At 58.8% G+C, this 11,737-nt stretch carries 9 protein-coding genes; 6 read left to right on the top strand and 3 right to left on the bottom strand.

The features are described from left to right. Positions 1–175 precede the first annotated feature (175 nt). From DGA31_RS22925 to DGA31_RS22950, 6 genes are read left to right on the top strand one after another with little or no spacing between them, the layout of a single operon-like run. Positions 176–2,200, top strand: a complete 2,025-nt coding sequence (locus DGA31_RS22925; protein ID WP_056836880.1) for a type VI secretion system Vgr family protein — start codon at positions 176–178, stop codon at positions 2,198–2,200. Continuing rightward, positions 2,197–3,045 (top strand): DUF4123 domain-containing protein, encoded by an 849-nt coding sequence (locus DGA31_RS22930; RefSeq protein ID WP_109514082.1) that lies wholly within the window; start codon positions 2,197–2,199, stop codon positions 3,043–3,045. Before DGA31_RS22925 ends, DGA31_RS22930 begins: the two co-directional genes overlap by 4 nt. Beyond that, positions 3,042–6,350, top strand: a complete 3,309-nt coding sequence (locus tag DGA31_RS22935) for a toxin VasX (protein ID WP_109514083.1) — start codon at positions 3,042–3,044, stop codon at positions 6,348–6,350. The genes DGA31_RS22930 and DGA31_RS22935 overlap by 4 nt, the downstream gene beginning before the upstream one ends. Continuing rightward, positions 6,347–7,264: a DUF6708 domain-containing protein gene (locus tag DGA31_RS22940; RefSeq protein WP_109514084.1), complete on the top strand. Its 918-nt coding sequence runs from the start codon at positions 6,347–6,349 to the stop codon at positions 7,262–7,264. The genes DGA31_RS22935 and DGA31_RS22940 overlap by 4 nt, the downstream gene beginning before the upstream one ends. Next, complete coding sequence (locus tag DGA31_RS22945; RefSeq protein ID WP_109514085.1) at positions 7,261–8,175, top strand: DUF6708 domain-containing protein; 915 nt, start codon at positions 7,261–7,263, stop codon at positions 8,173–8,175. The genes DGA31_RS22940 and DGA31_RS22945 overlap by 4 nt, the downstream gene beginning before the upstream one ends. Next, on the top strand, positions 8,172–9,086 hold the full coding sequence (locus tag DGA31_RS22950; RefSeq protein WP_109514086.1) for a DUF6708 domain-containing protein: 915 nt from the start codon (positions 8,172–8,174) through the stop codon (positions 9,084–9,086). Before DGA31_RS22945 ends, DGA31_RS22950 begins: the two co-directional genes overlap by 4 nt. 45 nt (positions 9,087–9,131) lie before the next feature. Here the strand turns inward: DGA31_RS22950 and DGA31_RS22955 are convergent, their stop codons facing one another. The 3 genes from DGA31_RS22955 to DGA31_RS22965 all read right to left on the bottom strand — a co-directional run bounded on the left by DGA31_RS22955 (position 9,132) and on the right by DGA31_RS22965 (position 11,653). Then, on the bottom strand, positions 9,132–9,920 hold the full coding sequence (locus DGA31_RS22955) for an ABC transporter permease (RefSeq protein WP_056835293.1): 789 nt from the start codon (positions 9,918–9,920) through the stop codon (positions 9,132–9,134). Continuing rightward, positions 9,917–10,849 carry an ABC transporter ATP-binding protein gene (locus tag DGA31_RS22960; RefSeq protein ID WP_056835291.1) on the bottom strand — a complete coding sequence of 311 codons (933 nt, stop codon included), beginning with the start codon at positions 10,847–10,849 and terminating at the stop codon, positions 9,917–9,919. The genes DGA31_RS22955 and DGA31_RS22960 overlap by 4 nt, the downstream gene beginning before the upstream one ends. A 180-nt stretch (positions 10,850–11,029) precedes the next feature. Further along, on the bottom strand, positions 11,030–11,653 hold the full coding sequence (locus DGA31_RS22965) for a glutathione S-transferase family protein (RefSeq protein WP_109514087.1): 624 nt from the start codon (positions 11,651–11,653) through the stop codon (positions 11,030–11,032). Positions 11,654–11,737: the final 84 nt, after the last annotated feature.

Below are 11,737 nucleotides of genomic sequence, written 5' to 3' on the forward strand. Positions count from 1 at the left end.
GGCGGCGAAACACCGGCTGTACAGCCGCAGAGTGTTGCAGCGTTTAAGTAGTAAAAGCCCTGCCTGTATAGGTCCTTTTTCTTACACAGTCCGCAGAAATGCCCGGCTTTTTTCTACGTGCTTCATGGCTAGCCTGCCAGGTCTTTTCGATTCAACGACTGCCAGGAACCCATGCATGCTCGCCACCGATGGTCATTTCAACCTGTACCTCGACACGCTCGGCCATGACTTTCAAGTGCTGTCTTTCGACGGTGAGGAAGCGATCAGCCAACCGTATCGGTTCACGGTGGAACTGGTCAGCGAACGCCCGCAACTGAAACTTGCCTCACTGCTGCATCAAATGGCGTTCCTGGCGTTCGATCGCACCGGGGCGGGCATTCATGGCCAGGTCCAGCGCATCGTGCAACGCGACAGCGGCCAGCGCCTGGCGCACTACAGCCTGACCCTCGTGCCGCGGCTTGACTGCCTGCAGCACCGTATCAACCAGCGCATCTTCCAGAAAAAGTCGGTGCCAGAGATCATCGAGGCGATCCTCAAAGAGCACGGGCTGTTCAGCAACACTTGCCAGTTCAGGCTCGCCGACAGTTACAGCGCCCGGGAATACTGCGTGCAATACGCTGAAAGCGACCTGCATTTCATCCAGCGCCTGTGCGAAGAAGAGGGCCTGCACTTTCACTTCCAGCACAGTCGCGAAGGCCACGTCCTGATCTTTGCCGACCACCAGAGCATGTTCAACACGCTGGACTTTCCACTTTCCTACCACCCACCCAGCGGTCAGCCAGCACAGCAACCGGTGATGCAGCACCTGAGCCTGCGCCTGCAAGCACGCACCAGCCGCACCACACGACGTGACTACGACTTCCAGAAAGCCAGCCGACAACTGGAATATGAGTCCCCTGCCGATCCGGACATCCTGCAGCCTGACCTCGAAGACTATGCCTGCCCCGGTGGCTTCGAGGGTCAAGAGCGCGGCAAGCCGCTGACCCGGCGGGCGCTGGAGCGACGACGCACCGACTACTGCCTGGCCGAAGGCGGCAGCGATCATCCGCAACTGCGCAGCGGCCACTTTGTGAGGTTTGCCGATCACCCACGCCCGGAGTGGAATACCAAGTGGCTGCTGAGCCGTGTCGAGCACCAGGGCAAACAACCTCAAGTGCTGGAAGAAAACGCCCTGGGCACCGACGACCTTGACGGTTTCAGCCAGGGCTACCGCAACCGTTTCACCGCCACGCCCTGGGACACCTTCTTTCGCCCGGCCCTGCGTCATCCCAGGCCCCGCATACTCGGCAGCCAGACCGCCCGGGTCACCGGCCCGGCCAACGAAGAGATCTATTGCGACGCGTACGGGCGGGTCAAGGTGCAGTTTCACTGGGACCGTCATGGCCAGTACAACGAAGCCAGCAGTTGCTGGCTGCGGGTGGCCTCCAACTGGGCGGGCAACGCCCATGGCAGCGTCACCATTCCACGCGTCGGCATGGAAGTGCTGGTGACCTTTCTGGAGGGTGACCCCGACCAGCCGGTGATCAGCGGTTGCCTGCCCAACAGCATCAACCCTGTGCCCTACCCACTGCCGGCCCACAAGACCCGCAGCGTGTACCGCAGCCGCAGCACGCCGCAGGGCACCGGCTACAACGAACTGCATATCGAAGACCGCACCGGGCAGGAGCTGATCTACCTGCATGCGCAGCGCGACCTGGAACAGAAGATCAACAACGACAGCCGCCTGGAGGTGGGCAAGGACCGGTTGGAAACCATCAAGGGCAACAGCATCAGCCAGGTGGAAGGCGAAGCGCAGTGCACAGTGGCGGCTGATCGCAAGACTCACCTCAAGGCCGACGACTACCTGCACATCGAGGGCAACAGCTACACCCGCACAAGCCAGGTGCTGGCCATCGAGGCCGGTCAGCAGGTGCACCTCAAGTCCGGGGCCAACCTGATCATCGATGCCGGGGCCAGCATCACGCTCAAGGCCGGAGGCCAGCACCTGCTGATCAGCGCCGCCGGCCTGTTCAGCAGCAGCCCGATCCTGACCGGCGGCCCGGCACTGGCCGGCATGCCCGCCTTGTCAACGTTACCGGTGCAGGTTGCCGCGTTGCTGACACTGACCCTCAACGTGCAGAAACAAGCTTTCATCAATGCGGCCAACAGCGCAGCCCCCGTGTGCGCCATATGCCAACAGCTCAAGGCGGCCACCGCATGAGACGCGCCTATCTGTTGCTCGACAGCGCCCTGATCGAGAACCTGCCCCGGCACCTGCTGAGCCTGGGCCAGTTCATGCCCTGCCACCCGCTTTACCTGACGACCGACTACGCCGAACTGGCCGATTGCGGACCGTTGCTGGTCCCGGTGGTGCCAGACAGTCCGTTGGCACAGTTATTCAATGCTCAGTGGCGCCTGCAGGCCGGTCTCTGGCTGGAAACCGAGGCGCCGGAACCGGTCTTGCTCGATCACTTGCGCAGCCTGGTGCATGCCAGCCTGGACGGTGATGTCACGACGTTCTTTCGTTACCACGACCCGCGCATCGCCCGTGTATGGCTGCAAGACCTTGCCCCTGCCGAGCGCGGCCGGGTCATGGGGCCTATCCAGTCGATTCGCCTGCCTGCCGAGGACGGCAGCGAGCTGTCGATCATCAACACCGACCCGATGCCAGGGCAGCGCTATGCACCTATTCCCTGGCTGCGCTTGAGCGCGGCACAGCTTGAACACCTCAGCGCGGCGCGGTACCGGCAATTCGACCAACACCTGATCGAGCACTGCCAGCGCTATTTTCCGAATGCACTCAAAGGACTGGACAGCCCCGCGCAATACGCCTGGGCCAAGGCTTGCCGGGACAGCGCCAAACGTCATGGCTACAGCACGAAAGACGAGATCACCCGCTGGGTCAGCCTGTACGCGCTTCTGGGCGCTCACTTCCCCGATGAACCTGTGCCCCAGGCCTACCGCAAGATTCTTGCAACCAGAGGCCGCTCCCCTGCGCAGCGCCTCGATGACCTGATCGACGAACTGACCCTGCAATGGGTCCGCCGCCTGGAGCCCCACGCATGAGCACCGACCCAAACGAAACCGCCCTGCTCAACCTGTGCAATGCCGAGCGCGCAGCCAGGGAGCAGCCCCATGAAGACATCGACAGCCCGGTGGCCGCCTGCCCGGCCAGGCAGGACACGATCTTCGTGGTGCCGGTGCGTTACGCCCTGGCCGAAAAAGCCGCCCGCCACCCAGGCTGCCAGCCCGGTGTCGAAACCAGGTCCCACGCCATGGCCGCCCGCCGACTACGGGGCGGTTACCTCTACCTGTGGCAGGGCAACGGCCCGCTGCAACGCTTTGGCGTGTGCCCGGAAGGCAGGCTGGACCCGGACCCTCTGGATGGCGATGACACGCTGATCCAGTGCGGCACCCTGACAGGTCTTGCCCTGAACAAACACCAGCCGGCCTGGCTGATGTACACCGAATACCCGCTCGACCAGCAACGCTGCGCGGAACTTGCCCAACCGGCCACACGGCAAAGACGCATGCGCCTGATCGACCTGCCGCAGGTCGCCAATCATTTGCAGGCCCCCCATTGCCCGCCGCTGCAGGATGCCGAGAAGGTCATCGCCGAACTGATGCCGGAAACCTTCAGCCGGGGGGCGGCCAGCGAACATCAACGCCGTGGCGAGGCCGAGCGGCGCAAGGCCGAACAACTGTACGACACGATGATCAAGCACCACACGGTTGAAACCGCCAAGGCCTACACCGATGCCATGAACCGGATCAGCACACGCGAGGAGCTCCTCGCCAGGTACCCCGACGCCGACAAAGACCGCCCTGCCCCCGGCCAGTGGAGCGCCCACCCCTGGAATGCCCTGACCACCTACCATTGGCTGCGAGCGGCGAGGCAGGAAGCAAAAGAGCTGTGGGCGGTACTCGCCTGCCTGGACGATGACCTGGGCGTGCTGCGCGACATCGATCACGAACAGGATCATCTGGAAATCAGCCATCAGCAGTGGATCGGTGACAACCAGATCCGCCTGACGGTGGGCGGGTTCGTTCGCAGCTTGCTGAAGGAAGACGGGGCGGAGGTGGCAAACCGGGTCAATTACCGCTTCGCGCCGCATAAACCCAATGTAACGCCTGAACAGGGTGAAACCTTGCTGGAGATCAGTCGCCAGCTGGAGCCGTTACGTGCTGAAAAGGCCAGGATCATAAAATTCAGCAGGGTGCGTACGCAGGCCAGGGCTCAAGCAAGACTGGCCGACATCGACGATGAAATCGAACACGTGAGAGCCCCTATGGACTCGTTCCTGCCCAGGGAAATAGACAAGGACGATCTGGAAAGCGAAGTACGCCGTTATCGCCAGCAGAAAAAGCACAACAACAAGAATGGCATTCTTGACGGGAAAATCGGTGAATACGTCGACCTGCCGACCATGAACCACTGGCTGGACGTCACGGCCCCCGACCATTACCGACACATAGAAGACCGCCAGCAACGACTCTATGCCGACCGTGGTGTCTTCCTGCTCCGCCATGACAGCGGTACATGGTTCGTGAACCATGACGATGCCGGCCACCGCACCTGGCTGAATGAGCTGGCGGAAAGTTGCCTGACGGCCCAATGCATACGCAGCCAGGGCGCCCAACAGTACGCCGACTATGTGCGCAGCAAGGACCCGGGCGCCTTGCGGCAGTTGTTCTTCTCCTGGAGCCCGAGCCTGGAGGCGGCACTCAATAGCGAGACGCGCCTGGGAGAAATACTGGCGGCGCTCAGCGACGAAAACATCGCCAATACCAAAGCCTTGTTATCAAAAATCCTGGGGACCGAAGGCCAACCCGTGCTGGCCCATATGCAGGCCATGGCCAATAACAGCCAGTGGACCGCCATGGTCAATCGACTGAGCCCGGCCGTGCTGCAACTCAAGAGCAACCAGGTGGATCGCCTGAGCGCTACTTGGGTAAGCCTGATGACCTTTGCCCGCCTCAATTCCCAACTGGGCTTTCGCTGGGTACAGCAGCAGAACGTTCGCACACTGGAAGCTTTTGGTCAGAACGTCGATGAAGTACGGCACTGGGCAGCCCGAACCGGTGCTGCAATTGGCAAGGGGCGTGTGGCCGACATCGTCAATAGCCGTGCGGTGCAGGACAGTGGCGGGCTGACGCCGTTGATCGTGTTGATATTGAATATATGGAATGCCAGTCGGTACTTGGCACAGGCCGGGGTTGTGGAAACGATGGATAAGCAGCGTTTTCATGACACCTTGTCGGCAACGCTTTATACGGCAGCCGCATTGGCCGCCGTGGTGGACAATAGAGTGCGCAAAGGCGCAGGTATAACACAATTCAATACACGGTCAGGCACACTACTCGTCCCGCCATTATTTATAGCCATCATTGGATCGCTTTCAGCAGGTGCGGCCTATAGCGAGTTTCAATCTCTAGCATTCCAGATAGAAAGATCCCAAGACTTCGTCGATCCGTGGCTTGAATTTCGAAAGAATATCGTCGGCGCACAAACTGCTGTTTATGCTGCTCAAGCAATAGCCGGTACGTTTTATACGTTCGCCGCCTTCACAGGCCTCATGTCGGCAGGCGCTGCCCTTACCGGTCTTGGCATAGCGCTGGCGCCTATCATTTTGATTACTGCAATCCTGGGTGTGATTTACCTTGTGGCCTCGCTGTTTCAGCGCACGCCACTGCAGAATTTTTTATCCCACAGTTGCTGGTCACATGCCAAGGCCAAAATACCGGGACCTATCGATGGAAAAAGCCAACAAGAAGAGATGAATCATCTGTTGACGCTTATTTATACCCCTCAGATCAGCCATGAACACATTTTCGATTATGCACTGACCGACAGCAGGGATGGCATGAAGCAGCACGCTTATATTTCAGGTTTGCGCATCGACCTGCCGGGTGCGACACCGGAAACCATGAACCTGCAAGTGGCATTGACCGGTGATCCCATCATTTACGACGCCTGGGTGGACAGTCGCGGTAAAACGGCTCTTGGCAGTCCCGTTCACAGGATGCGAGACATCGGCGAGTATTGGTTGAAAGACCTGCGCTGCCAATGGATCCCTCATGAACAAGGCCAGGGCCTGCGCTTGAGCGGGCCGTTTAAACTGATAACCGGCACATTCCTGTCCCTTCCTCGCCAACTGTATCTGCGAGTGAAATACAGCACGCCACTGACAACAATGCTTGAGATAGACCCATATCTAGGAGGCAAACACGGCCTGGCCTTCGCCCTGTCGGCCGACGGCGGTGTCATCCCGTTACGCAGCTCAGGCACACCGGTGCTGGATCAGGCGCGCCTGCATAACATTCGCATTCAGGATAATTCGATGATCTCGCTCCCCAAGGAGAAGCCATGAGCCTTCCTCCATCTGGCACCTGTAAAAAAGGCTTTTTTTCCAGGCAGGATTATCTGGCCCCCCTGCCTTTACCGACAGGACAAAAACCCAGTGACGGTATGCGGATCATCTGGCGTAAAAATGATGTCTTCATGGACATCAGCAACTACAGCATCGGCTCGGGCATCATGATACTTTGGCCTATTATTATTATTTTTTGCAGCCTGGCCTATTTCACGGACGATATTAACTTTCTGATTCTGGGAGCCGTCATAACAGTACCCTCCTGCCTGAGACTGATCTATTTACTCTTTCGTCCCACCCCTCTTCCTATCCGTTTCAATCGGCAACGTCGCGAGGCCTGTTTTTTGAAAAGAAGTGGTGAATACTGGATTGTCCCCTGGGAAAGTGTCGTGGCTGCCGCCACCCAAGCCTCCTCGACCAGCCAAGGTGGAAAGATGACCTACGGCATGCTGGTTGTCAGCCTTGAAAACCCTGACCCAAACGCTACTAAAGACAACCAACACTTCACGATGGGCTTCGGCTGTGGCGGCGGTGAAGCAGCCATGGCGTTATGGGAGTGCATTCGTTGCTACATGGAAATCGGCCCCGACGCGGTCGAGGACCAGACGTTTCAATACAATCGGCCAGGCAAAAATATATTCACCTGTTACAAAGAGGACTTTATCGAATTCGCACACAGACGTGGCTGGGTGCTCGCCTTTCTATGGGAGGGTCTGGTGGGCCTGTTCATCTTCAATTCGTTATTAATCTATGCCGTTGTAAAGTTGAAAATCTCCCCACCGCCCGACCTCGACCACCCCGACATCATCGAATGGTCCAGACCCCTGCCCCCCGAACAATGGGCCAAACCCTCCGCCGAACTACAAGCGGCCCTGGCTGAAATGGGTCTGGAAGCGGAAGTTAAGATATGAATACACCGGCAGCTGGCACCTGTAAAAAAGGCTTTTTTTCCAGGCAGGATTATCTGGCACCACTCCCTGTACCCACAGGACAGACACCCAGTGATTCAATGGGAATTATCTGGCGTAAAAACGACACGTTTCTGGATATAAGCCATTACAGCATCGGTACAGGCATCATGCTGCTCTGGCCGCTTCTCGTGCTTTTTTCCAGTATGGCCTATGCGCTGGACGACATCGCCATCCTGATCATGGGCGCTGTGATAACGGTGCTGCCCTGTTTGATGCTGATCTACTCACTCTTTCGCCCCACGCCTCTCCCCATCCGTTTCAACCGTCAGCGCCGCGAGGCCTGTTTCTTGAAAAGAAATGGCGACTACTGGATCGTTCCCTGGGAAAGCGTCGTGGCCGCCGCCACCCAGGTTTCCTCAACCAGCCAGGGCGGAAAAGTTACCCAAGGCATGCTGTTTATCCGCCTTGAGAACCCCGCCCCAAACGCGACGAAAGATAACCGAAACTTCACCATGGGTTTCGGCTGCGGCGGCGGCGAATCCGCCATGGCTCAGTGGGAATGCATACGTACTTATATGGAGGTTGGCCCTGATGCCGTCACCGACAATACCGCCAGACTTGCTCATACCAAAGGCATCCTGGCCAGTTGCCTGGATGACTTAAAGGACGCAGCTCAGCGCAAGGGTTGGTTCATGGCCTTGCTCTGGGATGGTTTTTTCGGCGTGTTCATTTTCAACACATTGCTGGCCGATCTGCTGGAGCGCTGGAAGCTCTACCCGCTTCCCGACCTCGACCACCCCGACATCATCGAATGGTCCAAACCCCTGCCCCCCGAACAATGGGCCAAACCCTCCGCCGAACTACAAGCGGCCCTGGCTGAAATGGGTCTGGAAGCGGAAGTTAAGATATGAATACACCGGCAGCTGGCACCTGTAAAAAAGGCTTTTTTTCCAGGCAGGATTATCTGGCACCCCTGCCTTTACCGACAGGACAAAAACCCAGCGACGGTATGCGGATCATCTGGCGTAAAAATGATGTCTTCATGGACATCAGCAACTACAGCATCGGATCGGGCATCATGATGCTCTGGCCTCTTGTTATCATTTATTGCAGCTTGGCTTATATGATGAACGATGTCATCGTCCTGATGATGGGGGCTGTCGTAACAGGTTTACCTGGCCTTATGCTGATCTATTCACTCTTTCGCCCTACTCCCCTTCCCATTCGCTTCAATCGGCAACGACGCGAGGCCTGTTTTTTGAAAAGAAGCGGTGAATACTGGATCGTTCCCTGGGAAAGCGTCGTAGCCGCCGCTACCCAATTCTCCTCAACCAGTCAGGGCGGAAAAATCACTCATGGCATGCTGGTTGTCAGCCTTGAAAACCCTGACCCAAATGCTACTAAAGACAACCAACACTTCACGATGGCCTTCGGCTGTGGCGGCGGTGAAGCAGCCATGGCGTTATGGGAGTGCATTCGTTGCTACATGGAAATCGGCCCCGACGCGGTCGAGGACCAGACGTTTCAATACAATCGGCCAGGCAAAAATATATTCACCTGCTACAAAGAAGACTTTATCGAGTTCGCACACAGACGTGGCTGGGTGCTCGCCTTTCTATGGGAGGGCCTGGCGGGCCTGTTCATCTTCAATTCGTTATTAATCTATGCCGTTGTAAAGTTGAAAATTTCCCCACCGCCCGACCTCGACCACCCCGACATCATCGAATGGTCCAGACCCCTGCCCCCCGAACAATGGGCCAAACCCTCCGCCGAACTGCAGGCCGCACTGGCCAGATGGGAAGCCGACCAGCAAGCGGCTTGATCCGGATGGGTCACCGGGCCGAAGACCCGGTGATCCATCACTTGATCAGTGGCGCATGCCGCGGCCGCTGACCAACAGACGAATGCAGAACAGGTACAGCACCACGCTGGCCACGACCATGAAGGCCAGGGCGATGCTGATGCGGATGTCGGACACGCCCAGGATGCCGTAGCGGAAGGCGTTGACCATGTGCAGCACCGGGTTGGCCAGCGAGACGGTCTGCCAGAACGGCGGCAGCAGGCTGATGGAGTAGAACACGCCGCCCAGGTAGGTCAGCGGGGTCAGGACGAAGGTCGGGATGATCGAGATGTCGTCGAAGTTGCGGGCAAACACCGCGTTGACCAGGCCCAGCAGCGAGAAGATCGTCGCGGTCAGCAGCACCACCACAATGGTGACGCCCAGGTGGTGCACTTGCAGGTCGGTAAAGAACATCGACAGCACCGTCACGATCACGCCCACCATCAGGCCGCGCAGCACGCCACCCAGCACGTAGCCGATGAGGATGGTGTGCGGCGAGACCGGCGAGACCATCAGTTCTTCAATGGAATGCTGGAACTTGGCGCCGAAGAAGCTCGACACCACGTTGCCGTAGGAGTTGGTGATGATCGACATCATGATCAGCCCCGGCACGATGTATTGCATGTAAGTGAAGCCGCCCATGTCGCCGATCTGTCGGCCGATCAGGTTACCGAAGATGACGAAGTACAGGACCATGGTGATGGCCGGGGGCAGCAGGGTCTGCGGCCAGATACGGGTGAAACGCCGCACTTCGCGGTAGACGATGGTGTTCAGGGCCACCAGGTTGGGGCGCAATTCGCCGCCTTGCTTGTTCATTGGGCCACCTTCGCCAGATTTTTCTCCACCAACGACACGAACAGCTCCTCAAGGCGATTGGCTTTGTTGCGCAGGCTCAGCACGTCGATGCCCTGCTGGGCCAGTTGGCTGAACAACGCGGTGATGCCTACGTTCTTGTCGACCTGCACTTCCAGCGTATGGTCATCGATCAGCTTGCAGGGGAACCCGGCCAAGTGTGGCGCGGCCGTGTGCGACTGCTTGAGGTCGAGCACGAAGGTTTCCACTGTCAGGGTGCTGAGCAGTTGCTTCATGCCCATGTTCTGCACGATCTCACCGTGGTCGATGATGCCGATGTTGCGGCACAGCTGCTCGGCCTCTTCCAGATAATGGGTGGTGAGGATGATGGTGATGCCCTTCTGGTTCAGTTCGGTCAGAAAGGTCCACATCGAGCGGCGCAGTTCGATGTCCACGCCGGCGGTGGGCTCATCGAGAATCAACAGGCGTGGCTCGTGCACCAGGGCACGGGCAATCATCAGGCGCCGCTTCATGCCGCCGGACAGCGAACGTGAAGGCACATCGCGCTTGTCCCACAGCCCGAGCTGGGTCAGGTACTGCTCGGCGCGCTCCTTGGCCACCTTGGCCGGAATGCCGTAGTAACCGGCCTGGGTCACGACGATGTCGAAGGTCTTTTCAAACTGGTTGAAGTTGAATTCCTGCGGCACCACGCCGATCGAGCGCTTGAGTGCGGCCGGATCGTGGTCCAGGTCGTGGCCGAAGATATTGACCGTCCCGCCACTCTTGTTCACCAGCGTCGAAAGAATGCCGATGGTGGTGGACTTGCCCGCGCCGTTGGGGCCGAGCAAGGCAAAAAAGTCGCCTTCGGCAACGTCCAGGTTGATGCCCTTGAGGGCCTGGAAGCCGTTGCTGTAGGTCTTGGTCAACTGTCGGATGGACAGGGCTGAACTCATAGCTAAAAACGCACCCATCTGGAGAAATAAGGAAGGTCCATGGTGGCCCGATCAAACCATGGTGCTGGGCCGGGCCACCCAAGTACAGACACATTCATTAATAATAAGTATTAAACAGACACAAAAAAGCCCGATGAACCGTAGCGGGCCGTACAGCCCCACCCGTCTTCAGGGTGCCCTTCAGGTCAGCGGCGTCATGACCGCCTTGCGATACGCCGCACGGGCTGTCAGGCGCTCATACCAGGCCTGCAGGTGGGGCAAATCGGCGCGTGCAACAGGCATCCCGAACCAGGCATAGGCAAAGCAGCCCAAGGGGATATCGCCCATGCCCAGCTCATCGCCAGACAGGTAAGGCTGCTGCGCCAATGCAGCATCGACGATGGCCCACAGTTCATTGAGGGCTTGCACACCCTGATCAATTTCCGCCTTGTCCTGCTGTTCGGCCGGAGTGCGCACCAGGCCCCAGAACACCGGGCGAAACGGCCCGGCCAGGGTCGAGCTGGCCCAGTCCATCCATTTATCGGCCTGGGCGCGGGCTTGCGGGTCGGCCGGGTACAGGGCCGAGCCGGCACCGTGAACGGCCGCCAGGTAGCGCACGATGGCATTGGATTCCCACAGGATGAACGCGCCGTCCTCGATCATCGGCACCCGGCCATTGGGGTTCCTGGCACGGTACTGCGGTGTGTCCACCAGGCCGAACTCGCCCCCTGCGTTGAGCGATTCGTAAGGCACGCCGAGTTCTTCGGCAATCCACAGCGCCTTGCGCACATTGGTGGAATTCTGACGTCCCCAGATCTTGAGCATTACGTTCTCCTCCTTGGCAGTTCGGGCAATCACGGCCTGCCAGTCTACCCTGAGAGGGGCACAACGTCCCCGTCGCAACTTCCA

Origin of the sequence: Pseudomonas ovata (genome assembly GCF_003131185.1) — a bacterium.
Taxonomy (GTDB): domain Bacteria; phylum Pseudomonadota; class Gammaproteobacteria; order Pseudomonadales; family Pseudomonadaceae; genus Aquipseudomonas; species Aquipseudomonas ovata.

Bases quoted from the DNA above. Each gene is read 5' to 3' on its own strand.
- DGA31_RS22925 (WP_056836880.1), top strand. From the start codon at position 176: ATGCTCGCCACCGATGGTCATTTCAACCTGTACCTCGACACGCTCGGC.
- DGA31_RS22930 (WP_109514082.1), top strand. From the start codon at position 2,197: ATGAGACGCGCCTATCTGTTGCTCGACAGCGCCCTGATCGAGAACCTG.
- DGA31_RS22955 (WP_056835293.1), bottom strand. From the start codon at position 9,920: ATGAACAAGCAAGGCGGCGAATTGCGCCCCAACCTGGTGGCCCTGAAC.
- DGA31_RS22940 (WP_109514084.1), top strand. From the start codon at position 6,347: ATGAGCCTTCCTCCATCTGGCACCTGTAAAAAAGGCTTTTTTTCCAGG.
- DGA31_RS22960 (WP_056835291.1), bottom strand. From the start codon at position 10,849: ATGAGTTCAGCCCTGTCCATCCGACAGTTGACCAAGACCTACAGCAAC.
- DGA31_RS22935 (WP_109514083.1), top strand. From the start codon at position 3,042: ATGAGCACCGACCCAAACGAAACCGCCCTGCTCAACCTGTGCAATGCC.
- DGA31_RS22965 (WP_109514087.1), bottom strand. From the start codon at position 11,653: ATGCTCAAGATCTGGGGACGTCAGAATTCCACCAATGTGCGCAAGGCG.
- DGA31_RS22950 (WP_109514086.1), top strand. From the start codon at position 8,172: ATGAATACACCGGCAGCTGGCACCTGTAAAAAAGGCTTTTTTTCCAGG.
- DGA31_RS22945 (WP_109514085.1), top strand. From the start codon at position 7,261: ATGAATACACCGGCAGCTGGCACCTGTAAAAAAGGCTTTTTTTCCAGG.